The organism is Winogradskyella sp. J14-2 (assembly GCF_001971725.1).
In the GTDB taxonomy this organism is placed as follows: Bacteria; Bacteroidota; Bacteroidia; order Flavobacteriales; family Flavobacteriaceae; genus Winogradskyella.
This window is the reverse complement of record NZ_CP019388.1, coordinates 1,375,974-1,400,178: the sequence shown is the minus strand read 5'-3', so window position 1 is coordinate 1,400,178 and position 24,205 is coordinate 1,375,974. Positions and strand designations below refer to the sequence as shown.

General features: G+C 35.5%; 21 protein-coding genes and 1 tRNA gene. 17 read left to right on the top strand and 5 right to left on the bottom strand.

Features of this window, described 5'->3' with window-relative positions:
• Window positions 1-18: 18 nt before the first annotated feature.
• Genes lpxB through surE form a run of 3 tightly spaced genes read right to left on the bottom strand, consistent with a single transcriptional unit; the run spans window position 19 to window position 2,238 of the window.
• A complete protein-coding gene (gene lpxB / locus BWZ20_RS06515; protein WP_076617946.1) occupies window positions 19-1,137 on the bottom strand; it encodes a lipid-A-disaccharide synthase in 1,119 nt (372 codons plus the stop codon).
• A 2-nt stretch (window positions 1,138-1,139) separates the two neighbouring features.
• Window positions 1,140-1,454, bottom strand: coding sequence for a hypothetical protein (locus BWZ20_RS06510; protein ID WP_076617944.1), 315 nt, complete (start codon window positions 1,452-1,454; stop codon window positions 1,140-1,142).
• Window positions 1,455-1,467: 13 nt separating this feature from the next.
• The gene (gene surE / locus BWZ20_RS06505) at window positions 1,468-2,238 is read right to left on the bottom strand and encodes a 5'/3'-nucleotidase SurE (protein WP_076617941.1); all 771 of its coding nucleotides are present in this window, start codon (window positions 2,236-2,238) and stop codon (window positions 1,468-1,470) included.
• Window positions 2,239-2,407: 169 nt separating this feature from the next.
• Here surE and BWZ20_RS06500 point away from each other — a divergent pair, with 169 nt between their 5' ends.
• Window positions 2,408-4,585 (top strand): carboxy terminal-processing peptidase, encoded by a 2,178-nt coding sequence (locus BWZ20_RS06500; protein WP_076617939.1) that lies wholly within the window; start codon window positions 2,408-2,410, stop codon window positions 4,583-4,585.
• Between the two features lie 50 nt (window positions 4,586-4,635).
• Window positions 4,636-5,730, top strand: coding sequence for an ABC transporter permease (locus BWZ20_RS06495; RefSeq protein ID WP_076617936.1), 1,095 nt, complete (start codon window positions 4,636-4,638; stop codon window positions 5,728-5,730).
• A 1-nt stretch (window position 5,731) separates the two neighbouring features.
• On the opposite strand, the gene yihA is transcribed toward BWZ20_RS06495, so the two are convergent.
• The gene (gene yihA / locus BWZ20_RS06490) at window positions 5,732-6,346 is read right to left on the bottom strand and encodes a ribosome biogenesis GTP-binding protein YihA/YsxC (RefSeq protein ID WP_076617933.1); all 615 of its coding nucleotides are present in this window, start codon (window positions 6,344-6,346) and stop codon (window positions 5,732-5,734) included.
• Window positions 6,347-6,429: 83 nt separating this feature from the next.
• Window positions 6,430-7,194 carry an alpha/beta fold hydrolase gene (locus BWZ20_RS06485; RefSeq protein ID WP_076617931.1) on the bottom strand — a complete coding sequence of 255 codons (765 nt, stop codon included), beginning with the start codon at window positions 7,192-7,194 and terminating at the stop codon, window positions 6,430-6,432.
• A 284-nt stretch (window positions 7,195-7,478) separates the two neighbouring features.
• Between BWZ20_RS06485 and mraZ the strand changes: the two genes are divergently transcribed.
• The 15 genes from mraZ to BWZ20_RS06410 all read left to right on the top strand — a co-directional run bounded on the left by mraZ (window position 7,479) and on the right by BWZ20_RS06410 (window position 23,941).
• A complete protein-coding gene (gene mraZ, locus BWZ20_RS06480) occupies window positions 7,479-7,949 on the top strand; it encodes a division/cell wall cluster transcriptional repressor MraZ (RefSeq protein ID WP_076617928.1) in 471 nt (156 codons plus the stop codon).
• Window positions 7,936-8,832, top strand: a complete 897-nt coding sequence (rsmH, locus tag BWZ20_RS06475; RefSeq protein WP_076621278.1) for a 16S rRNA (cytosine(1402)-N(4))-methyltransferase RsmH — start codon at window positions 7,936-7,938, stop codon at window positions 8,830-8,832. The genes mraZ and rsmH overlap by 14 nt, the downstream gene beginning before the upstream one ends.
• Window positions 8,833-8,909: 77 nt before the next feature.
• Window positions 8,910-9,233: an FtsL-like putative cell division protein gene (locus BWZ20_RS06470; protein WP_076617925.1), complete on the top strand. Its 324-nt coding sequence runs from the start codon at window positions 8,910-8,912 to the stop codon at window positions 9,231-9,233.
• A gap of 57 nt (window positions 9,234-9,290) precedes the next feature.
• Window positions 9,291-11,252, top strand: coding sequence for a penicillin-binding protein (locus BWZ20_RS06465; protein WP_076617923.1), 1,962 nt, complete (start codon window positions 9,291-9,293; stop codon window positions 11,250-11,252).
• The gene (locus BWZ20_RS06460) at window positions 11,249-12,712 is read left to right on the top strand and encodes a UDP-N-acetylmuramoyl-L-alanyl-D-glutamate--2,6-diaminopimelate ligase (protein ID WP_076617920.1); all 1,464 of its coding nucleotides are present in this window, start codon (window positions 11,249-11,251) and stop codon (window positions 12,710-12,712) included. The genes BWZ20_RS06465 and BWZ20_RS06460 overlap by 4 nt, the downstream gene beginning before the upstream one ends.
• Window positions 12,713-13,954: a phospho-N-acetylmuramoyl-pentapeptide-transferase gene (gene mraY / locus BWZ20_RS06455; protein WP_076617917.1), complete on the top strand. Its 1,242-nt coding sequence runs from the start codon at window positions 12,713-12,715 to the stop codon at window positions 13,952-13,954.
• 80 nt (window positions 13,955-14,034) lie between these two features.
• Entirely contained in the window at window positions 14,035-15,438 is a 1,404-nt protein-coding gene (gene murD, locus BWZ20_RS06450) for a UDP-N-acetylmuramoyl-L-alanine--D-glutamate ligase (protein WP_083677258.1), read from the top strand.
• A gap of 45 nt (window positions 15,439-15,483) precedes the next feature.
• Window positions 15,484-16,680, top strand: a complete 1,197-nt coding sequence (locus BWZ20_RS06445) for an FtsW/RodA/SpoVE family cell cycle protein (RefSeq protein ID WP_076617915.1) — start codon at window positions 15,484-15,486, stop codon at window positions 16,678-16,680.
• A complete protein-coding gene (gene murG / locus BWZ20_RS06440; RefSeq protein ID WP_076617912.1) occupies window positions 16,680-17,819 on the top strand; it encodes an undecaprenyldiphospho-muramoylpentapeptide beta-N-acetylglucosaminyltransferase in 1,140 nt (379 codons plus the stop codon). The genes BWZ20_RS06445 and murG overlap by 1 nt, the downstream gene beginning before the upstream one ends.
• Before the next feature lie 103 nt (window positions 17,820-17,922).
• Window positions 17,923-19,221 (top strand): UDP-N-acetylmuramate--L-alanine ligase, encoded by a 1,299-nt coding sequence (gene murC / locus BWZ20_RS06435; RefSeq protein ID WP_232217158.1) that lies wholly within the window; start codon window positions 17,923-17,925, stop codon window positions 19,219-19,221.
• Window positions 19,222-19,255: 34 nt separating this feature from the next.
• Entirely contained in the window at window positions 19,256-19,930 is a 675-nt protein-coding gene (locus tag BWZ20_RS06430; protein ID WP_232217145.1) for a cell division protein FtsQ/DivIB, read from the top strand.
• Between the two features lie 3 nt (window positions 19,931-19,933).
• Complete coding sequence (gene ftsA / locus BWZ20_RS06425; protein WP_076617903.1) at window positions 19,934-21,265, top strand: cell division protein FtsA; 1,332 nt, start codon at window positions 19,934-19,936, stop codon at window positions 21,263-21,265.
• A gap of 48 nt (window positions 21,266-21,313) precedes the next feature.
• Window positions 21,314-23,239 carry a cell division protein FtsZ gene (ftsZ, locus tag BWZ20_RS06420; protein ID WP_076617900.1) on the top strand — a complete coding sequence of 642 codons (1,926 nt, stop codon included), beginning with the start codon at window positions 21,314-21,316 and terminating at the stop codon, window positions 23,237-23,239.
• 146 nt (window positions 23,240-23,385) lie between these two features.
• Complete coding sequence (locus BWZ20_RS06415; protein ID WP_076617898.1) at window positions 23,386-23,835, top strand: GatB/YqeY domain-containing protein; 450 nt, start codon at window positions 23,386-23,388, stop codon at window positions 23,833-23,835.
• A gap of 32 nt (window positions 23,836-23,867) precedes the next feature.
• Window positions 23,868-23,941 (top strand) — tRNA-Arg (locus BWZ20_RS06410).
• Window positions 23,942-24,205 lie beyond the last annotated feature (264 nt).

Here is a 24,205-nt window from a genome sequence, read left to right as displayed (position 1 = left end):
TTATATACTGAATACTATCTACTGAATACTGTTTACTGATTCAACAATAAGTTTAGCCGCTTTTGCACTTGCTCCTTTACCTCCTAGTTTCTTTTCAAGTTCAAAATAATCTAAAAATAATTGGTCTCGTTTATCTGAATTTAAAATAGCGTTTAACTCCTGTTTTAAACGCTTTTTGTTGAGGTTACCTTGTATAAGCTCAGTAACAACTTCTCTGTCCATAATAAGGTTTACGAGCGAAATAAATTTTAAAGTAATAATGCGCTTTGCAATATGATAAGAAATAGCATTTGCTTTATAGCATACAACTTGCGGAACTTTATATAATGCTGTTTCTAAGGTGGCAGTACCAGATGTCACCAAAGCAGCATAAGAAATGCTCAGCAGGTCATAGGTTTTATTGGAAATGAAACTAACGTTGTTCTTTTTAATAAAGGTTTTGTAAAACTCATAATCTTGACTCGGAGCACCAGCAATTACAAATTGATAATCTTTAAAATCATCAACTAGGCTCAGCATAACACCAAGCATTTTGGTGATTTCTTGTTTTCTACTTCCTGGCAATAATGCAATAATAGGTTGATTATTTAACCGATGTGTTTTTCTAAATTCAGTTTCGTCAACTTGTGGTCGGTCTGCAATGGCATCAATTAATGGATGGCCAACAAAATTAACATCATAATCATACGTTTTATAAAACGCTTTTTCAAACGGAAGGATACAATACATAGCATCCACATCACGTTTTATTTTTTCAACACGACTTGCTCTAGATGCCCAAACCTGAGGAGAAATATAATAGTGCGTTCTAAAGTTTTGTGCTTTTGCCCATTTGGCAATTCTTAAGTTAAAACCAGAATTATCTATAAATATGATGACATCTGGTTGAAACTGCGCAATATCTTTTTTGCAGAATTTTATATGACCAGAAATTTTTCTAAGATTCATAATCACTTCAGCAAAACCCATAAACTGACGCTCCTTATAGTGCAACACCAATTCACCACCAACCTCTTTCATTAAATCACCTCCCCAAAAACGAATATCGGCTTTACTATCTTCTTTTAATAAAGCTTTCATAAGGTTAGATCCATGTAAATCGCCAGAGGCTTCGCCAGCAATGATGTAATATTTCATTATTAATTAAAAAATTTAATAATCATGGTTATTATAAAAATTAACATTGTCGCTATAAGAACACCTTGCGCTCTATGATCTTTTTTCTTTCTTAAAAAGAAAAAGAAAAGCGCCAGATTAGGTAAGGCACCGAGACTAATCATCTTGGTTAAAATACCACGGTGTACACTTTGCCTTAACACTAATAGCCAATCATCGTCATTTCCAAAAATTTGTGTAGTTATTAAAAGCCCTAAAAATGTACCAATAATAGCAACTAAAAACCCAATAGCTATATCTTTATTTAAATTTGCATTTTTAGTTGGTGTTAATGTCATTTCATTCTGAAGATTAATTCAATTTCCATGTATTGAGGGATTGAATAGTATGATGAGCAGTTAAATCAAACTGAACAGGAACAATTGATACATAGCCATGTTCTAAAGCCCATTCATCTGTGTCTTCACCATTATCCATATTCACAAATTTTCCTGCTAACCAATAGTATTCTCTACCCATTGGATTAATACGTTTATCAAACTCTTCAACCCAATTGGCGCGTGCTTGTCTGCAAACTTTTATACCCTTAATATCTTTTTTGTGAAGGTTGGGTAAGTTGACATTCAATACCACTCCATCAGGTAAGCCATGTTCTAAAACTTGTCTGGTAATGGTTTCAACAAAAGATTTGCAATGCTCAAAATTAGCATTCCAGTTATAATCTAAAAGCGAAAAGCCAATTGCCGGAATCCCTTCGATACCAGCCTCTAAAGCAGCACTCATAGTGCCCGAATAAATCACATTTATAGAAGAGTTAGAACCATGATTAATGCCAGAAACACAAATATCTGGTTTACGATCCAAAATTTCTCTAACTGCCAGTTTAACACAGTCGGCAGGTGTACCAGAGCAGCTGTATTCTGGCTGTTTTCCGTCAATATTTACTTTTTCTATGTAGAGTGTTGAGTTTACAGTAATAGCATGTCCCATGGCACTCTGCGGACTGTCTGGTGCAACGACCACAACATCTCCAATAGCGTTCATTACACTAATTAGTGTACGTATGCCAGGAGCAGTTATGCCATCATCATTAGTCACTAAAATTAAAGGGCGATTTGCCATAATCTACTAGAGGTTTTAACTAGCGTAAAAATACTAAAAACCTTAAGAAGTAGAAGTATTTATACCTTTAACAAAAAATTAGTGCCATGATTTTTTATGGCATGGTTTTTTCTTCTATTTTAGTAACATTAATCACTATCCACTTATTGTAATTAGAAAAATTAGAAACATGAAAGGGAATTATAAGTTTTTACTGTTGGCATTTTTAATAGCATTTGCCTCATGTAGCTTTACGAGTAAGAAATTTGATGATAATCCAGATAAAGATAAATTGCTTATACAGCTTATTACCTATGTGCTGGATAATGGTCATTTTAATCCACAAGATTTAAATGATAATTTTTCTGAAAATGTATTTGAAGATTACTTAAATCAGTTAGATCCATTTAAGCGTTATTTCTATGAGTCTGACATCAAGGAATTTGAGGCCTTTAGAACACAATTAGATGATCAGATTAAGGATTACGATGTGGCATTTTTCAATTTAACGCACGAGCGTTTGTTAAAGCGAATTGAAGAGTCTAAAGTTATTTATGCAGAAATTTTAGAAAAGCCATTCGATTTTACAAAAGACGAAAGTTATACGGCTGATTATGAAACCTTAGAGTACGTTAAGAGCAAGCGCGAAATGAAAGAGCGTTGGAGGCAACAACTTAAGTTTTCAACCATTGCTAATTATGATGATGCCATTTCACAGCGAAATACAGATCTAGAGGCTAATGCGCTTCCAGAAAGTGTCTTTTCAGCTCAAAATGAAAAATCAAAACCAAAAGATAAAAAATCTTTAAAAGCCCTAGAAAAGGAAGCAAGAGAAGCAACAAAACGTTCTCTTGATGAGTTATACGATTTCATTGATGACAGACAACGCAAAGATTGGTTTGCGGTTTACATCAATGCCATTGTTGAAGAGTTTGACCCACACACATTCTATTTTGCACCAGAAGACAAAGACCGTTTTGATGTAGCGATGTCTGGTAATTTTGAAGGAATTGGTGCAAGACTTCAAAAGAAAATGGACGCTATTATGGTAAATGAAATCATTAGTGGTGGTCCTGCTTGGAGAGCTAATGAATTAGAAGTAGGTGATCAAATTTTAAAAGTGCGTCAATCAAATGAAGAAAAGCCAGTGAATATTGTTGGTATGCGTCTCGATGATGCTATTAAGTTGATAAAAGGACCAAAAGGTACAACAGTAGTTTTAACCCTAAAGAAAGTTGATGGTACTATCGAAGATATTTCAATTACCAGAGATATCGTAGAATTGGAAGAAACCTATGCAAAGTCATCTACTGTTATAAAGGATGATAAGAAATTTGGCGTCATAAACCTTCCAAAATTTTATGTCGATTTTGAAGACTATAAGAACAGAAATGCTGCATCAGATATAAAACAAGAAATTATTAGATTAAAGCAAGAAGGCGTTGAAGGTTTAGTACTCGACTTAAGAAATAATGGTGGCGGATCGTTGCAGACGGTTGTCGATATAGCAGGCTTATTTATAGAAGAAGGACCTGTGGTGCAGGTTAAAGAGACTGGCCAGCCAAAAGAGGTTTTAAAAGATAGAGACAAATCTATTGTTTGGGATGGGCCTTTGGTGATTTTGGTAAATGAATTATCGGCTTCAGCATCTGAAATCTTAGCGGCAGCAATGCAAGATTATAAACGTGCAATAGTGATTGGTAGTAAGCAAACTTACGGAAAAGGAACTGTTCAGAATGTGTTAGATCTAAACCGATTGGTTCGAAATAATTCCAATGGAGATTTAGGAGCATTAAAGTTTACAACGCAGAAGTTCTATAGAGTAAATGGAGGTTCTACCCAGCTAGAAGGTGTTAAGAGTGATGTGGTAGTGCCAGATAGATATAGCTATATCGATATAGGTGAAAAGGATCAGGAAAATCCGCTGCCTTGGGATAAAATAGATGCTGTAGATTATGATGTTTGGGGTAATTATTTTGATTACGATACTACTATAGCTAAAAGCAAGGCACGTATGGCTGCTAACGAACAATTAAAGTTAATCGATGCTAATGCTAAATGGGTAAAGAAAATAAGAGATCGCGAGAGCTATTCTTTAAATTATGAAAACTACAAAAGAGAAATGGAGCTCAATGAAGAAGAGGCAAAGCGTTTTGAAAAATTATCAGAGTATCAAACAAATCTAACCTTTACCTCATTGCCATACGAAATTAAGCTTATGGAACAAGACTCTGTGCTTAAAGAAAAGCGAAATCGCTGGCATCAAAGTTTAGCCAAGGATGTTTATATCGAGGAGGCTCTAAATGTACTGCACGATTTAAAAATGACCTATGCTATTAAAAATAAAGTAGCAGAAGTAAAGAATTAATTAAAATTTGGATGTCATGCTGAGCTTGTCGAAGCATTTTATATAAGCTAATTTTGAATAGAACCAACTCATTAACAAGTTTAGCGCTTCAAAAGTTTAAAAAAAACTTTTGGGGCGTTTTCAGTTTGGGGATAATTGTTTGTATAGGTTTGGTTTCGGTTTTTGCATACATATTTGCGCCAGATGCTTCTAAGAATGCCAATCAAATGCATTTGTCTATTCATTCAAAACCTCCTGGATTTAAAGTGCAGATACTTACACTTCCCTCAAGTATTAAATCTGAGCAAGGTTTTTTATCTAAACTTTTTTTTGGTTCTGAAAATACTGATACCGAAATTCCGATACAATCTTATGCTGTAAAAGATGACGTATTGACTTACGTTGAATATGCTTCAGATGGTCTCCAAGGCATAGAAGAGCAAATAGATTTAGAGCGTTTTCCTAATTCCGTTTACAAATCTTTTATAGAAAATAGGAGTTTCGTTTTTGGTACAGATAAATATGGAAGAGACTACCTGAGTCGTATTTTAATTGGGTCTCGTATTTCATTTTTTATTGGTTTTATTGCTGTCTTTATTTCTTTGATGGTTGGTTTGCTAATGGGAAGTTTGGCAGGTTATTATGGAGGTAAAATAGATGCAGTTGTAATGTGGATTATAAATGTCACATGGTCCATACCAACCTTACTTTTAGTCATAGCGATAACATTAGCATTGGGTAAAGGCTTTTGGCAAGTCTTTATTGCCGTGGGTTTAACCATGTGGGTTGAGGTGGCAAGAGTTGTAAGAGGGCAGATTATAAGTGCCAAAGAGATGCAGTATATTACCGCAGCAAGAGCATTAGGATATACAGATTACAGAATTATAACAAAGCATATTTTACCTAATATATTTGGACCATTAATAGTAATTTCCGCAGCAAATTTCGCAGCAGCAATACTTATTGAAAGTGGACTGAGCTTTTTAGGAATTGGTGCACAACCACCAATGGCTAGTTGGGGAGCTATGATTAAAGATCATTATAATTACATCATTCTTGGGAAACCGTATTTAGCATTAATACCTGGAATTTGTATCATGCTTTTGGTAATGGCATTTATGTTGGTTGGAAATGCTCTAAGAGACGCTCTAGATGTAAAAACTTAGTCTATTCGTTTTTCAAAGCCTCAATCTCTTCATTAGTAGCCTCAATAAAGTTTAAAACATCATCCTGACCTATCTTCTTAGAAGACGATGTAATAAAATAAGGAGGCAACTCTTCCCAAGTTTTTAATAGTTCTTTGCAATAGTCTTCAACATGATTATCTATAGCATTGGGTTTTAGCTTATCTGCTTTGGTGAAAATAATTCCAAACGGAATTCCATTTTCACCCAAGTATTGCATAAATTCTAAATCTATAGTTTGAGGCTCATGTCTAATATCAACAAGAACAAAAGCAGAAACCAATTGTTGTCTTTGTTCAAAATAATTGGTTATAAATTTCTGAAATTTCTTTTTTGAAGTTTTTGAAACTCTGGCATAACCATAACCCGGCAAATCAACCAAATACCACTCGTCGTTAATAATAAAATGATTGATTAATTGTGTTTTTCCTGGTCGACCAGAGGTTTTTGCTAAGCTTTTTCTGTCCGTAAGCATATTAATAAGTGAAGACTTGCCTACATTACTTCTACCAATAAAAGCATATTCAGGAATACGATTCTTAGGGCATTTTGCCACATCAGAATTACTCATTACAAACTCAGCTGATTTTATCTTCATCTTCAGTTCTCACTGAAGTGAGAATCTCTTTTAAATTAAACTTATTGAATTATAATCTTTGCCATAGCAACTTTATGAGAGCTTCAAAATCCACGCTTCTCAAGCCAAGAATTCAAAATTTTATTAAACTCTTCAGGGTGCTCCATCATTGCAGCATGGCCGCATTTATCAATCCAGAATAAGTCAGAATCTGGTAAAAGTTCGTGGAATTCTTCCGCAACTTCAGGTGGAGTTACGTTGTCATTCTTTCCCCAAATAATACACGTTGGTGTATTCATTTTAGGTAAGTCTTTTGCCATGTTGTGTCGTATTGCACTTTTTGCAATAGCTAAGGTTTTTACAAGTTTATTTCTATCATTTACAGTTTCGTAAACTTCATCCACAATTTCCTTTGTAGCAACAGCAGGATCGTAAAAAACATCTTGAGCTTTCTTTTTTATTACCTCATAATCACTGCGCTTTGTATAACCACTTCCCATAGCACTTTCATACAAACCAGAACTGCCAGTAATTACCAGAGCTTTTACTTTTTCGGGATATAATTTGGTGTGATAAAGCCCTATATGTCCACCTAATGAATTTCCTAAAAGGATAACATTTTCTAAGCCCTTAAACTCTATAAAATCCTTTAAGTAGTTTGCAAAGCTTTTTACATTGGTTTTTAAAAGCGACATTGTGTAGATTGGGAGTTCTGGAATGATAATTTTGTACCCATTCTCACTAAAAAAACCAGTTACAGCATCAAAATTACTTAAACCTCCCATTAAACCGTGAAGCACTATGATTGGTGTGCCTTCTCCTACTTCAATATATCTATAATCCTTTTCTTTTTTTAAAAGGTGTGCCATCTATAATATCAGTGCTTAGTGTTAAAAACAAATATAACTAAATCCTTTTTAAAACAAATACAATTATTCCTATTGAATGCTTTTGGAGTGATTTTTTACGATTGAATGTTGTTGATAATTACCACTTCAAAATTGAAGCGCTGGAGGTTTATTTCATTGTGCTTTTTGATTTTTCTCAATTCGAAAATTTAAAACTTATCAACAAAAGTGGGAGTATGTGGTAAAATGTGGTAAAATTTTCAATATATTTGATTCTTAAACGTTAAAGTGGAAAATCAAGGGTATTGAATTCATTTATTGGAACATACGAGTGTAAAGCAGATGCAAAAGGGAGGTTAATGGTTCCTGCTGCTCTAAAAAAGCAAATGTCTGCTGCTTTACAAGATGGTTTTGTGCTTAAGCGTGCTGTGTTTCAACCTTGCTTGGAGTTGTATCCTATGTCTGAGTGGAATGCTTTGATGGCGAAAATTAATAAGCTTAATCGCTTTAAGAAAAAGAATAACGACTTCATTAGACGTTTTACGGCAGGTGTTAAGGTGGTCGAGGTTGATAGTGCAGGTCGCTTATTAATTCCAAAAGACTTAGTTGGTTTCTCCGGAATTACAAAAGAAGTAGTGTTAGCTTCTGCGGTAAACATCATTGAAATATGGGATAAGGACAAATATGAACAGGCTATTGATGATGCTGCGTCTGATTTTGCGGATTTAGCAGAAGAAGTAATGGGACAAGATGATGATGACAATGGAATATCATAATGCAGTTTTACTCAAAGAAACGGTTGATGGCTTAAACATAAAACCAGATGGTGTTTATGTGGATGTCACATTTGGTGGTGGTGGACATAGTCGGGAAATCTTGTCAAGGTTGGGTGATGAAGGAAAGCTATATGCGTTCGATCAGGACAAAGATGCTTTAGCAAATAAAATTGATGATGACCGTTTTGTTCTTATCAATGAAAACTTTAGGTATATCAAGCGTTTTTTGAGGTTTTATGGTGTGAAAGAGGTTGATGGAGTCTTAGCGGATTTTGGTGTGTCTTCGCATCAGTTTGATGTTGCTGAACGCGGGTTTTCAACACGATTTGAAGCAAAGTTGGATATGCGAATGAATCAGGATAAGAAGTTATCTGCCTTTGAGGTCATCAACGAATATGAGGAAGAGCAGCTAAGAGATGTTTTGTTGCAGTACGGTGAGTTAAGGCAAGCGCCAGCAATGGCGAGAGTGATAGTTTCAGAACGCAAGGATGATCCAATTGAAACAAGTGAGCAGTTAAAATTGGTGTTGAAGAAGTTTCTGAATCATAGGAAGGAGAATAAGATTTTAGCCCAAATCTATCAAGCTATAAGAATAGAGGTCAATCAAGAGATTGAAGTTTTAAAAGAGTTGCTTTTGCAAATGCCAGAGATTTTAAAAAAAGGAGGGAGGTTGAGTTTTATTTCTTATCACTCGCTAGAAGACCGATTGGTAAAACGCTTTATAAGAAACGGCATGTTTGAAGGAGAGCCAGAACGTGATGTGTTTGGCAATTTTGAAGTGCCATTAAAAAAAGTAGGTGGCTTAATTGTGCCAACAGAGTCAGAAATAAAAATGAACAATAGAGCGCGAAGTGCAAAACTTCGAATTGCTGAAAAAATATGAGAGTGGTGGCTGAGGCTCTCGAAGCCACAACGAAATAGAATAAAGAATAAAAGATTCCTGCCTACGCAGTAAGTCGTATGAAGAAAAGTATCTACAGCATATTAAGAGGTAAGTTTCTAATCAGTGATGATTCGTTTAAAAATTGGCGCATCATCATTTTTATTTCGTTCCTCGCCATTATAATGATTGCGAGCTCTCATAGTGCTGATAAAAAAGTACATGAAATTGCAAAATTGAATAATGAAGTAAAAGAATTAAGATCTGCATTTGTTGATGGTCGTTCAAAGTTAATGCGATTAAAAATGGAATCGACCATAATAAGAAAAGTAGCGGACAAAGGAATCCACATTTCTGAGATTCCACCAACAAAAATTAAAGTTAAATCATCAGTTGAAAAATAAACTTTGGCAACAACAGAAACTAACATATTAAACAGATTATACTTTGTGGCAGGTAGCATGTTTGTGTTTGCACTTGCTGTGGTATTTAAGTTGGTTAGCATTCAGTTTATTCAGGGTGAAGAGTACCGTCAATTGGCAGAAAAGCGTACGGTAAAAGATTTTGATATTGAACCTAATAGAGGTAATGTGTATTCTGCTGATGGAAGTTTATTGGCTACGTCTATACCTAAATACGATATAAGACTTGATGCAGTACAAGCTCAGCAAGCCGTTTTTGATGAGCATATTAGTGCTTTGGCAGATTCGCTTTCAGCTTACAAAGGTAAATCGGCAAGTTACTATAAAGATATTATACGTAAGGCACGTAGAAATAAGAATAGATACTTTTTGCTAGCTCGAAATATCAGTTATTCAGACTATATAAGATTAAGAAACTTTCCGCTTCTTAATAAAGGTGCTATTGGTGGAGGCTTAATTGTGGAGCAGACTACAAGGCGCGAGCATCCAATGGGTGAGATAGCAGCAAGATCTATAGGTTATGAGCGTATTGATGAGAATCAGTATGCAACCAGAGTTGGGATTGATGGTGCTTTCGGTGAAAAATATTTACGAGGTGTTAAAGGAAAACGCTTAAAACAGAAAATAGGGAATGGGCAATGGAAACCAATTGCTGATTTTGATCAAGTTGAACCGCAAGATGGTTATGATGTGTATACAACTATAGATGTAAATATTCAAGATATTGCGCATCATTCGCTTTTAAAACAGCTAGAAACTTACGAAGCTGAGCATGGTTGCGTTGTTGTTATGGAGGTAAAAACAGGTGAGATTAGAGCAATTTCTAATTTGGCAAGAACTTCTAAAGGAACATATTACGAGAAACTAAACTATGCTGTGGGTGAGAGCCATGAACCTGGATCTACCTTTAAGACCATGGCCTTAATGGCTGCTTTAGAAGATAGAGTGATAGATACCGCTACTATAATTGATACAAAAAGCGGAACAAAGTATTTTTATGGCAGAACTATTAGCGACTCGCATCGTGGTGGTTATGGTAAAATTTCTGCCGCAAAAGCCTTAGAGGTATCTTCAAACATTGGTTTGGCAACAATTGTAGATGATTATTATTCAAAAAAGCCAGAAAAATTTCTAGATCGCTTAAGTAAGTGGAAACTAGACCAGCCGCTTGGCGTGTCTATAATTGGTGAGGGTAAGCCAGATATTCCAAGACCAGGTGCAGCTAACTGGAGTAAAAATGCCTTGCCATCAATGGCTTATGGGTACAATATGAAAATGACTCCTTTACAAACCTTAGCATTTTATAATGCGATAGCCAATGATGGAGAGCTAATTAAGCCAAGGTTTATACGTTCAGTAAAATCTTTTGATAAGGCCATTGAAACCTTTCAAAAAGAGGTTTTAGTTGAGAAGCTTTGTTCAGATAAAACTTTGAATGAAATTCAAGATATTCTTAAGAATGTTGTTATTCGAGGTACTGGTAAAAGTATGTATTCTGAGACATTCTCTATGGCAGGAAAGACAGGAACTGCTTGGACAGATTATGCCAACTTTGAAGAGTGGAAAAAAGATAAAAAATACGTCTCATCGTTTGCGGGTTATTTTCCAGCTGAAAATCCTAAGTATTCATGCATTGTAGTAATTCATAAGCCAAGTACTAAAATAGGCTATTATGGTGCAGATGTTTCTGGCCCTGTTTTTAAACGAATCGCTCAAAAAATATACACAGACACACCATTAGTTGACGAGGTAAAAACATTAGACTTTAAGAGTAAGCTCGTTAATGAAGATTATGAAAATTATTTCGATAATGTAAATAAGTACAAGGAGTTAATGCCTAGTGTCGTTGGTATGCCAGCAATGGATGCTGTTGCCTTATTAGAAAATCTTCAGGTTAATGTTACAGTGAAATTAAAGGGTAGTGGGACCGTAAGATCACAATCTGTTGAAAGACATCAAAAATTAAAGCCTAACCAAACAATAGTCCTCGAAGCATCATGAAGCTACTAAAAGACATATTATACAAGGTTACTTTAAATGCTGTTGTAGGTAGTACAAGCGCTGCCGTAAACAAAATTGAATTCGATTCTCGTAAAATTGAAACCAATGATGTTTTTGTGGCCGTAAGAGGAACGCTTACTGATGGCCATAAGTATATAGATAAAGCAATTGCAGATGGTGCAACATCTATAGTTTGTGAAGTGTTGCCTGAAACTTTGCAAGATGGAATTACCTATGTGGAAGTTGCTAATTCTAACCAAGCATTGGCTTTTATGGCTGCAAATTACTTTGAGCACCCTTCCGAGAATTTAAAACTTGTTGGTGTTACAGGTACCAATGGTAAAACAACAGTAACGAGTTTGTTGTATCAGTTGTTTAAAAAAGCAGGTTATAAAGTTGGCTTATTGTCTACCGTAAAAATTATGGTAGATAATACCGAATATAAGGCAACCCATACAACACCAGATTCTTTAACTATCAATAAGTATTTAAAACTTATGAACGAAGAAGGTGTGGAATTTTGCTTTATGGAAGCGAGTTCGCACGGTATACATCAAAGCAGAACTGAAGGTTTAAAATTTACAGGAGGCATTTTTACAAATCTATCTCATGATCATTTAGATTATCATGAGTCTTTCGCAGAATACAGAGATGTAAAAAAATCATTTTTCGATCACTTACCAAAAAATGCATTTGCATTGTCTAATATGGATGATAAAAATGGATTGATAATGCTTCAAAATACTGAAGCGAAGAAATATACTTATGCTTTAAAGAATTATTCAGATTACAGAGCACAGATTTTAGAAAACGAATTCAGTGGTTTGTTGTTAAAGGTGAATGATAGCGAGCTGTGGACAAAGCTTATCGGAAGTTTTAACGCATACAACATTTTGGCAATCTATGGTGCAGCAGAATTATTAGGCTTAGAAAAAGATGAAATTTTAAGGTTAATAAGCGAATTAGATAATGTCTCTGGTCGTTTTCAATATTTTATTTCAGACGAAAAAATAACTGCTATTGTTGATTATGCGCACACGCCAGATGCTCTAAAAAATGTACTCGAAACCATAAATAGTATTCGTACTAAAAATGAAGAGCTAATTACAGTTGTGGGTTGTGGAGGAGATAGAGACAAAACCAAGCGGCCAAAGATGGCGCATATTGCTTCGGCATTAAGCACAAAAGTGATTTTTACGAGCGATAATCCACGCACAGAAGTTCCTGAGGCGATCATTGAGGATATGGAAAAAGGAGTTGAGCCTCAAAATTTCAAAAAGACATTATCAATTACAGATAGAAAACAAGCCATAAAAACAGCATGTCAGATGGCTGAAGCTAAAGATATCATCTTAATTGCGGGTAAAGGGCACGAGACGTATCAAGAAATTAAGGGCGAACGCTTTGATTTTGATGACTATAAAATAGTACAAGAATTTTTAAAACAATTACAGAAGTAGATGCTATATTATTTATTCGAATATTTAGAAAAACAATTCCAGTTTCCTGGAGCATCACTGTTTGGGTTCTTAACCTTTAGGGCGGCAATGGCAGTTATTTTGTCATTGTTAATTTCTACTATTTATGGTAAACGTATTATAGAGTTTTTACGTAAAAAACAAGTTGGTGAAACTATACGCGATTTAGGCTTAGAAGGTCAGGTAGAAAAAGCAGGTACACCAACTATGGGTGGACTTATAATTATACTGGCGACGTTACTTCCTGTATTATTAATAGCTAAACTTGAAAACATCTATATCATCCTACTCATCATTACGACACTTTGGATGGGAACTATTGGGTTTATCGATGATTACATCAAAAAATTCAAAAATGATAAAGAAGGTCTAAAAGGAAAGTTTAAAGTTTTAGGACAGGTAGGTTTAGGGCTTATCATTGGTTTGACTTTGTATTTTCATGACGATGTAACCATAAAAGAAGAATTACCGCTGCAGCAACAACAAGAATTGTTGGCTGAAAATCCTAACGTACCTGAAGCGCAATTGTTTGATGTGGCTAAAAAGTCAACAAAAACAACAATTCCGTTTGTAAAAAATAATGAGTTCGATTATTCTGATTTAATCACTTGGATAAGTCCAGATTTAGAAAGCTACGCTTGGATCATTTTCGTGTTGGTGAGCATCATCATTGTAACGGCTGTATCCAATGGTGCAAATTTAACCGATGGTATTGATGGTTTGGCAGCAGGAACATCTGCTATAGTAGTATTGACTTTAGGGATTTTTGCTTGGGTATCTGGTAATATTATTTTTTCTAAATATCTCAACATCATGTATATCCCTCAAGTAGAGGAAATCACGATATACATCGCAGCATTTGTGGGAGCACTCGTCGGATTCCTATGGTATAATGCTTATCCAGCACAAGTATTTATGGGAGATACAGGAAGTTTAACTATTGGTGGAATCATTGCTGTAATAGCAATAGCAGTAAGAAAAGAATGGCTAATACCTGTACTATGTGGCATCTTCCTAGCTGAAAACTTATCAGTAATGATGCAGGTGAGTTATTTCAAATACACAAAGAAAAAATATGGTGAAGGTAGGCGGATTTTTAAGATGTCTCCATTGCACCATCATTATCAAAAATCAGGATACCACGAAAGTAAAATAGTCACACGATTTTGGATTGTGGGCATTCTGTTAGCTATCATTTCAATCGTGACATTGAAGATTAGGTAAACCCACTCAGAGGGAGGGAATTTAGAGTGATCAAAAAATTATAAATAGTATAGAAAAAGGCTGGTTAGAGCAGAAATATGATGCAAAATGAAAAGAGTCAGCAAAAGTTAAAGAAGTCCTTCCCTTCTGGAGAAGGATTTAGGAAGGGGCAGAAAGGGCTTTTAGTAATTCTTGGCGGTGGAGAAAGTGGTGTGGGTACAGCACTTTTAGCGAAGGCAGAAGGATATGAAGTATTTGTGTCCGACAAAGGAAAAATTAAAGAAAAGTACAGAGACGTTCTTTTAAATAATGAGATTGAATTTGAAGATGAACAGCATACAGAATCTAAAATTCTGAATGCAGACATCGTAATGAAAAGTCCTGGTATTCCAGATAAAGTGACTTTGGTGAAACAGATTCGAGATGCTGGTATTAAGGTGGTTTCCGAGATCGAATTTGCTTCAAGCTATACGGATGCCACATTGGTTGCAATAACAGGTAGTAATGGCAAGACAACAACGGCAACACTAACGCATCATTTGTTAAAGCAAGAATTAGATGTTGGGTTAGCAGGAAATATCGGAGACAGTTTTGCAAAGCAAATTTTGGAGAAGAATCATGAGAATTACGTGTTAGAGGTAAGCAGCTTTCAGTTAGATGACATCCATGATTTCAAACCCAAAATAGCAGTCTTAACCAATATAACACCAGATCATTTAGATCGCTACGATTATAAGTTTGAAAACTACATCGCTTCAAAATTTAGAATTGTAGAAAACCAAACCGAAGATGATTATTTCATTTACGATGCAGATGATAAGGTTATAACAGATTGGTTACAAAACCATGAGATTCAATCTAAAAAGTTGCCTTTTTCACTAATAAAAGAAATCGAAGAAGGGGCTTACTATAAAGACAATAAAATAATAATAACAATAGATAACACCAAAATAATTATGCCAACAGAAAACATAACCTTAGAGGGTAAGCATAACGTTAAAAACGCTATGGCTGCCTCTACCGTAGCGCATTTGCTCAAGATAAGAAAGCAAACTATAAGAGAGAGTTTAGAGAACTTTCAAGGGGTAGAGCATCGTCTAGAACACGTACTTAAAATTAATAAAGTACAGTACATCAACGATTCTAAAGCGACAAACGTTAATGCAACATATTTTGCACTAGAAAGTATGGATGCACCAACAGTTTGGATTGTTGGAGGTGTAGATAAAGGTAATGATTATAAAGAATTGTTTCAGTTTGTTAATGAGAAAGTAAAAGCGATAATCTGTCTTGGTGTAGACAACAAAAAACTAATAGAAGCTTTTGGTAATATGGTAGATGTTATTGTGGAAACACAATACATGAGCGAGGCTGTTAAGATTGCTTACAAAGTAGCTGAGGCAGGCGATAATGTATTATTGTCACCAGCATGTGCTAGCTTCGATTTGTTTGAAAACTATGAGGATCGCGGACGTCAATTTAAAGATGCTGTGAGAAATTTATAAAAATTTAAAACGCTGAATTAGGGAGGCAGCGATAAAAGGTTAAGCGTGCAAAATATTTTTTCACAAATAAAAGGAGATAGAGCAATTTGGGCAATAGTAACGCTATTGGCGATATTCTCATTTTTACCAGTTTATAGTGCTGCCAGTAATTTGGCATATGTTGGTGGTACAGGTAATACTTTTTCTTTTTTTGTGAAACACTTTATGCACCTTTCCTTAGGCTTTGCAATAATGTATGCAGTTCATAAAATTCCGTATAGGTATTTTAAAGGACTTTCTATGGTGTTGATTCCTGTAGTTTTAGTACTTCTTCTCATTACAATTTTACAAGGGTCAACTAACAGTCAAGGCACAAACACAAGCCGTTGGATACAAATTCCAATTGTAAATATGTCCTTTCAGACATCGACATTTGCGGCAGTTGTTTTAATGGTTTATGTGGCGCGATACCTTTCAAAGATTAGAGAGAAAAGTGTAAGTTTTAAAGACACTATTTTACCACTTTGGGGACCAGTATTTTTTGTTCTAATTCTCATTCTTCCTGCTAATTTTTCTACAACAGCAATCATTTTTACTATGGTAATGATGCTGGCATTCATAGGTGGTTATCCAATAAAGTATCTCGCAGTAATAATTGGTTCAGGTTTGTTGGCTTTGGTGCTATTTATTTTGGTGGCGAAGGCATTTCCAGATGCCATGCCAAATCGTGTAGATACATGGATGAGCAGAATTGAAAATTTTGCAAATGGCGAAGACACAGAGGCAGACTATCAAATTGAAAAAGCAAAAATTGCAATTGCAACAGGAATAAAGCCATTGGGTCCAGGAAAAAGTGTTCAGAAAAACTTTTTACCACAATCATCATCAGATTTCATATTCGCAATCATCATTGAAGAGTATGGTTTGTTTGGTGGTATTTTTTTATTGATAATGTACTCTTGGCTGTTGTTTAGAATTGTTGTGGTGTCGCAAAAAGCTGATACCACTTTCGGTATGTTGTTGGTGCTTGGTGTTGGCCTGCCAATTGTGTTTCAGGCCTTAATTAATATGGCAGTTGCAGTTGAATTATTTCCGGTTACAGGACAAACATTGCCATTAATAAGTAGTGGAGGTACGTCCATTTGGATGACTTGTATGGCAATAGGAATAATATTAAGTGTGAGTGCAAAACGCCAGGAAATAAAAGAAAATGAAGTTTTGGAAGGTGATAATCCTTTAGATATTTTAAGTGAAACAATTTAATGAGTAATTATAAATTCATATTGTCAGGAGGCGGTACAGGAGGTCATATTTATCCTGCTATCGCTATTGCTAACGAATTAAAATCGCGTTATCCAAATGCTGAATTTTTATTTGTAGGTGCCTCTGACCGTATGGAAATGGATAAGGTGCCTCAGGCTGGTTATACAATTGAAGGACTATGGATTTCTGGTATTCAAAGAAAATTGACGCTGAAGAATTTAATGTTTCCTTTTAAGTTAATGACAAGCTTATTGAGATCTAGAAAAATCATAAAAACCTTCAAGCCTGATGTGGTCATAGGTACTGGTGGATTTGCAAGCGGACCATTATTGCAAATGGCAACGTCCAAAGGTGTACCGTGTTTAATACAAGAGCAGAATTCGTATCCTGGAATTACTAATAAATTGTTAGGTAAGAAAGTAGATACGATCTGTGTGGCTTATGATGGTTTGGATAAATTCTTTCCAAAAGAAAAATTAAAGCTTACTGGTAACCCAATAAGAAAAGAGTTGTTAGCTGTAAAAGGTAGGCATATTGAAGGTAAAGATGCTTTTAATCTTATTCATAGTAAACATACATTGTTGGTGTTAGGCGGTAGTCTTGGCGCAAGACGTATCAATGAGTTGATTGAGGCGAATCTCGATTTTTTTGAAGCCCAAAATGTACAGCTTATTTGGCAGTGTGGTAAGTTGTATTACGATAAATACAAGCAGTATAATGATTTAAAACATGTTCAGGTGCATACCTTTCTAAATAATATGGATATGGCATATGCGGCTGCAGATGTTATTATTTCTAGAGCTGGAGCTATTTCAGTTTCTGAACTTTGTATCGTTGGTAAGCCAACCATTTTTATACCATCGCCTAATGTGGCAGAAGATCATCAAACAAAGAATGCGCTTGCTGTCGCGGAAAAAAATGCAGCGATTTTAATAAAGGAGAGTGATTTAGATAATGACTTTCAGAAGCATTTTTCTGAATTAATTACTAATGAAGAAAAACAGACAGAACTTAGTAAAAATATTGAAGCCTTAGCATTGGTGAATGCAACCAACGATATTGTTGATGAGGTTGAAAAATTATTGAATAAAGCCCATCTTCCGTCTTCCCTAGGGAAGAAACTCAAAGAAAATGAATAAAAAAGACAAAAAAAATATAAGCAACAGTGAAAAAGCCCTTCCTGCTGGGAAGGGTTTGGGATGGGCTTCTAACATCTATTTTATCGGTATTGGTGGTATCGGTATGAGTGCACTGGCGCGTTATTTTGTGGCTAACGGAAAGCACGTTGCTGGCTATGACAAAACACCTTCAGATATTACAACGCTTTTGCAAGAGTCAGGTGTTGAGGTCCATTTTAATGATAGTATTTCAGAAGTTAAACAAGAGTTTTTAGATAAAGAAACGACTTTGGTTGTGTTTACACCAGCAATTCCAAAAAGCCATTCAGAGTTAAACTACTTTAAAGATAATGGTTTTAAGGTGTATAAACGTTCTCAAGTACTTGGTGAAGTTACTAGGCAAACAACCTGTCTCGCGGTTGCAGGAACACATGGTAAAACCACAACGACAAGCATTTTAGGGCATTTGTTAAATGAGTGTAATGCTCCAGTTATAGCATTTTTAGGGGGAATTAGCGAAAACTATAACTCTAACTTAATCATAAATGGTACAGAGGTTACAGTAGTGGAGGCAGATGAATTTGATCGTTCTTTTTTAACCTTATCGCCAGATTTGGCTTGCATCACATCAATGGATGCAGATCATCTCGATATTTATGGTAATGCTAATGAACTTACAAAAACGTTTAAAGCATTTTCAGAATGTATAAAGCCTCACGGTAAGCTTTTTGTAAAAAATGGGTTGCCACTAAAAGGCATTACATACGGAGTAGATGACAACGCTGATTACAGTGCAAAAAATATTAGAATAAAAAACGGCAGTTATGTGTTTGATTTGAAAACACCTAACGGAACACATAAAGATTTTCAATTTAACCTACCTGGTAGACATAATTTGTCGAATGCAATAATCGCCTTGGCGATGGCTGCTGACTACGGTTGCCCTTACAACCAGCTCGCCAAGGGTTTAGCATCTTACAAGGGTGTTAAACGTCGATTTACATACCAGATTAAAACTGAAAATTTTGTATTTATTGATGATTATGCACATCATCCTGAAGAGATAAATGCAGTGCACCAAGCGGTTCGCGAAATGTATCCAGATAAAAAGGTGTTGGCAATTTTTCAGCCGCATTTGTACAGTCGCACCAGAGATTTTGTTGATGGGTTTGCACAAAGTCTTTCAAAGTTTGATGAAATACTGCTCTTGGATATTTATCCGGCAAGAGAATTACCAATTGAAGGAGTAACGTCGGAATGGCTATTAAGTAAAATTGAAAATCCTAATAAAAAGCTGATTTCTAAGTCAGCTATAATTGATGAAATTAAAGTTTCTGATGCACATGTTGTTTTAACAATAGGTGCTGGAGATATTGGAGTAGAAGTAAAACAGATAAAAGAAGCCTTTAGTATTGCGAGTTAATCTTAACTACATAAAAGTCATAGTGTTACTGATTTTGGTTAGCTTCCTTTTTGCGTTTTCTAATTACAGAAATGACAACCGAAAAGTGTCGGAGCCAAACATAGAATTTACAGGAGAAAATAAGTTGTTTATAACAGAGGCCACTGTTAGTAAATTGTTAATACAAAATCAAGCCGCAGTTACGGGACAACCTAAAGAAATTATAGATTTGAACGATTTAGAAGCTGCCCTAAATTCTAATCCGATGATAAAGAAAGCAGAGGTGTTTATGTCAGTAAACGGTGAGCTTTCAGCAGAAATTGAACAAAAACGACCTATCGCTAGAGTGCATACTAATGCATCGTATTACATTGATGATGAGGGCTCGTATATGCCCTTGTCTTCAAATTTTGCAGCTAGAGTGCCATTAGTTACTGGTAATATTAAGAAAAATAACCTCAATACAGTATTTCAATTTGCAAAGGCTGTAGATGAGGACGAATTCTTAAAAAAGCATGTCATTGAAATTCATCAAAATGAGGATGAAACCATTGATTTTAGAATTAGAAAAAGCAATTTTAAAGTTCACTTAGGAACCTTAAATCAGCTTCAAAAGAAGATAAATAATTTCAAAGCCTTCTATCAGAAGGCTTTAAAAGATAAGATTTTAGATAACTATAAGCTTGTAAATCTCAAATTTGACGAACAAGTGATTTGCACCAAAATTTAGACTATGGACAAGCATCAAATTTCGGTAGGTTTAGATATAGGAACCACAAAAATTGTGGCCATGATTGGTCGTAAAAATGAGTACGGTAAAGTTGAGATACTTGGTGTAGGTAAATCCAAAAGTTTAGGTGTGCATCGTGGTGTGGTAAACAATATTACACAGACGATACAATCTATCCAGCAAGCGGTACAAGAAGCAGAAGCTGCAGCATCAGAAAAGATAGAAGATGTAACCGTAGGTATTGCAGGCCAGCATATTCGTAGTCTGCAACATAGCGATTACATCACAAGACCAAATTCTGAATTGGTTATTGACGAAACAGATATTGATCGTTTAATAAATCAGGTGCATAAACTAGTGATGCTTCCAGGAGAGGAAATTATTCATGTTTTACCGCAAGAATTTAAGGTTGATGGCCAGGCAGAAATCAAAGAGCCAATCGGTATGTATGGAGGAAGGCTAGAGGCTAACTTTCATGTTGTTGTAGGGCAAGTATCATCAATCAGAAATATTGGTCGCTGTGTTAAAAGTGCAGGCCTGGAGTTAGAGGGTATCACTTTAGAACCTTTAGCATCCGCAAATGCAGTGTTAAGCCAGGAAGAGAAAGAAGCAGGTGTGGCATTGATTGATATAGGTGGTGGTACAACCGATTTAGCCGTATTCAAAGATGGTATTATTCGCCACACAGCCGTAATTCCATTTGGTGGAAATGTGATCACAGAAGATATTAAAGAAGGTTGCTCAATTATAGAAAAGCAAGCAGAACTTTTAAAGATAAAATTTGGCTCTGCGTGGCCAGGCGAAAATAAGGATAATGAAATTGTTTCTATCCCAGGACTACGAGGAAGAGAACCAAAAGAAATCACCCTAAAGAACTTGTCAAAGATTATACATGCAAGAGTTGTAGAAATTATTGAGCAGGTTTATGTAGAAATTAAAAACTACGGACACGAAGAGCAAAAGAAAAAGCTGATTGCTGGTATTGTTTTAACAGGAGGTGGAAGCCAGTTAAAACATTTAAAGCAATTAGTAGAGTATATCACAGGAATGGATACTAGAATAGGATATCCAAATGAGCATTTAGCAGGTGATAGTGATGAAGATATCGCTAGTCCATTATTTGCAACGGCAGTTGGTTTAGTAATGGATGGTCTTAAGCGACAAGATCGTAAAAAAGCAGAACAAGTTGCTGAAGAGGTTGTTGAAAATGAAAGTGAAGGAACAATTTCTGAAGCGCAACAAGACATTGTAACAGAAGAACCTAAGAAAGAGCGTCGTTCATTCTTAGATAAGTTAACAGAGCGTGTTAAAGAATTTTTAGACAACGCAGAATAGACGTAACAATAATTAATTAAGACATAGAATCCCATAATCTCAAAAAATATGAGTAACAGCAACGAATTTGGAAATATCGCATTCGATTTACCAAAACATCAATCTAACGTCATCAAGGTTATTGGTGTAGGTGGTGGAGGTAGTAATGCCATTAATCACATGTTTCAGCAAGGTATTAAAGGAGTAGATTTCGTAATCTGTAATACAGATGCACAAGCGCTTCAAAATAGTGGTGTTCCAAATAAAATACAATTAGGAGTTAACTTAACTGAAGGATTAGGTGCTGGTGCTAACCCAGATGTTGGTGAGCAAGCGGCAGTAGAAAGTTTAGAAGATATCCGAAGAATGCTAGATACCAATACCAAAATGGTATTTATCACTGCCGGAATGGGTGGTGGTACAGGTACTGGTGCAGCGCCAATCATCGCAAAAATGGCTAAGGAATTAGATATACTTACTGTTGGTATCGTTACTATGCCATTTCAGTTTGAAGGGAAAATGCGTAATGAGCAAGCACAACGTGGTATCGAAAACCTAAGAGAGCATGTGGATTCGCTGATTGTAATTAATAATAATAAGCTTCGTGAAGTTTATGGTAATCTTGGATTTAAAGCAGGGTTCTCTAAAGCAGATGAAGTCTTATCAACAGCATCAAGAGGTATAGCAGAAGTTATAACACATCACTACACACAAAACATCGATTTACGTGATGCTAAAACAGTATTGAGTAACAGCGGAACAGCCATTATGGGATCGGCTACAGCCTCTGGTCAGACCAGAGCGCAAGAAGCTATTATGAAAGCTTTAGATTCGCCATTACTCAACGATAATAAAATCACTGGAGCTAAAAACGTATTGTTGCTGATCGTTTCAGGTTCTCAAGAAATTACTATCGATGAAATCGGTGAGATTAATGACCATATACAAAATGAAGCAGGCCATGGTGCAAACATTATTATGGGTGTTGGTGAAGATGATTCACTAGAGGAATCTATCGCGGTAACCATTATTGCAACAGGTTTCAATATCGATCAGCAAAATGAAATCTCTAATACCGAAACTAAAAAAGTCATTCATGCTTTAGAAGAAGAAGTTATTGAAGAAGTAAGTACGCAAGAAAAAGAACCTGCCATTATAACGCCAGACATTGTTCTCGAAGAAAAGAAAGAAGACCCGATAGTGCGTCATACGCTTTTAGATGAGGAAGACCCAGACACATCTGCAACGCCTAATAGGGATTTAATTGCAACTACAGATTTATTAAGAAACATCGATGTAGTATACGATGAAGTATTAGACACAAGAGCAGAGTTAAATGAAGAGCCTGAGGAATTCATTATTACACCAATAGAAAATAAGGCAGAGCCCATTATTGAAGAGAAAGAAGAGCAGATTACACTAACTTTTGATTTGCCATTGTCTAATAATAATGAACAAGAAACAGTAGAAGAGCCAGAATCTGGCGAAGAAATGATGTTCTTTAGTTTAGATGAAGACGTAAAAGATATTAATGTAAATGAGCCCGTAGAAATAATTTCGGTCACAGAGGTTAATGAACAAGGTGAAAAGCGTTATGCACTAGATGATGTTGAGGCCTACGAGTCTTCAATGAATACGAAAACAGAAACAGAAGTCAAGGAAGAAGTCGTTTTTGAAAAGAAAGTACTTCCTGTTGAAGAAACAGAAGCTATTTCAGAGGATGAAATTGACCCAATGAACAGTCCAATTTCAGACTTAATAAAAGCCCGTGCAGACGAACGCAGAAAGCACATGAAAGACTTTAATTATAAGTTCAATACAGCTAAGATTGACGAAATAGAAAAAGAGCCTGCTTACAAAAGACAAGGTGTTAATTTAGAAGAAGCGCAGCATTCTTCTGAGACTAATGCCTCGAGGCTGTCTGTCGGTACAGATGATAATGACGACATTCAGTTAAGAAGCAATAATTCATTTTTACACGATAACGTAGATTAATAGCAAATTCAGTTTAGTGTTATCACACCACTGTCAAGTTCAAAAAGTGTCCTCAAACTTTTTGAGCTTTTTGTTTTCAAGAGTTTTAAATCAAAAAGAAACCTAACTTTTTAGTATCTTCGCACCTCAAAATAGATTACGGTAATATGAGTTTACAAGATAACGTTATGTCTGCTATGAAGGTAGCAATGAAAGAAAAGAACCAAACAGCATTGGCCGCATTAAGAGCTGTAAAATCTGAAATTTTATTAGCCAAAACAGCCTCTGATGGAAGCGATGAGTTATCGGAAGAACAAGAGATAAAGATTCTTTCTAAAATGGTAAAGCAACGTAAAGACAGTGCAACCATTTTTCAAGAACAAGGACGAGAGGATTTGGCGCAACCAGAATTAGACCAAGCCGAAGTGATCAGTCAATTTTTACCAGAAGCTTTAAGCGAAGAAGAAATTGAGAAAGTTGTTGTAATGACCATAGACAATATTGGTGCAGAAGGCATGAAAGATATGGGTAAGGTTATGGGTATTGTGAGTAAAGAGCTGGCAGGCCAAGCAGATGGAAAAACCATTTCTACGATTGTAAAAGCAAAATTAGCTTAAATTACTACGTTTCTGCAAAAGTAGAAATATATGGCCACGTAGCTCAGCTGAATAGAGCACTGGATTTCGGCTCCAGCGGTCGTAGGTTTGAATCCTACCGTGGTCACATTTAATTTAAAAGGGATAAAATACGGAATTAACTTTATTCTGTTTTATCCCTTTTTAGTTTTATAAAATTTGCTTTTTATGTGGTGAAGATCACGTATTTTCAAATGTTTTTTAGATGCCATCAAGTACTTAGTGTAACATCAATATCTAAAAACTTCAGTGTTGAAATCAATAGTACTTAAATGTGTCAATGTTTAAAATGATACGCGTTAAACCATGTCATGAAGCGTCAATCTCAAAGAGCATTATAAACAAGGACAAA

Coding starts and splice junctions, on each gene's coding strand:
- BWZ20_RS06510 (WP_076617944.1), bottom strand. CDS start 1,454: ATGACATTAACACCAACTAAAAATGCAAATTTAAATAAAGATATAGCT.
- ftsZ (WP_076617900.1), top strand. CDS start 21,314: ATGAGTAACAGCAACGAATTTGGAAATATCGCATTCGATTTACCAAAA.
- BWZ20_RS06500 (WP_076617939.1), top strand. CDS start 2,408: ATGAAAGGGAATTATAAGTTTTTACTGTTGGCATTTTTAATAGCATTT.
- BWZ20_RS06485 (WP_076617931.1), bottom strand. CDS start 7,194: ATGGCACACCTTTTAAAAAAAGAAAAGGATTATAGATATATTGAAGTA.
- BWZ20_RS06470 (WP_076617925.1), top strand. CDS start 8,910: ATGAAGAAAAGTATCTACAGCATATTAAGAGGTAAGTTTCTAATCAGT.
- murG (WP_076617912.1), top strand. CDS start 16,680: ATGAGTAATTATAAATTCATATTGTCAGGAGGCGGTACAGGAGGTCAT.
- murD (WP_083677258.1), top strand. CDS start 14,035: ATGCAAAATGAAAAGAGTCAGCAAAAGTTAAAGAAGTCCTTCCCTTCT.
- murC (WP_232217158.1), top strand. CDS start 17,923: ATGAGTGCACTGGCGCGTTATTTTGTGGCTAACGGAAAGCACGTTGCT.
- surE (WP_076617941.1), bottom strand. CDS start 2,238: ATGGCAAATCGCCCTTTAATTTTAGTGACTAATGATGATGGCATAACT.
- mraY (WP_076617917.1), top strand. CDS start 12,713: ATGCTATATTATTTATTCGAATATTTAGAAAAACAATTCCAGTTTCCT.
- yihA (WP_076617933.1), bottom strand. CDS start 6,346: ATGAAGATAAAATCAGCTGAGTTTGTAATGAGTAATTCTGATGTGGCA.
- BWZ20_RS06465 (WP_076617923.1), top strand. CDS start 9,291: ATGTTTGTGTTTGCACTTGCTGTGGTATTTAAGTTGGTTAGCATTCAG.
- ftsA (WP_076617903.1), top strand. CDS start 19,934: ATGGACAAGCATCAAATTTCGGTAGGTTTAGATATAGGAACCACAAAA.
- BWZ20_RS06460 (WP_076617920.1), top strand. CDS start 11,249: ATGAAGCTACTAAAAGACATATTATACAAGGTTACTTTAAATGCTGTT.
- BWZ20_RS06415 (WP_076617898.1), top strand. CDS start 23,386: ATGAGTTTACAAGATAACGTTATGTCTGCTATGAAGGTAGCAATGAAA.
- lpxB (WP_076617946.1), bottom strand. CDS start 1,137: ATGAAATATTACATCATTGCTGGCGAAGCCTCTGGCGATTTACATGGA.
- rsmH (WP_076621278.1), top strand. CDS start 7,936: ATGGAATATCATAATGCAGTTTTACTCAAAGAAACGGTTGATGGCTTA.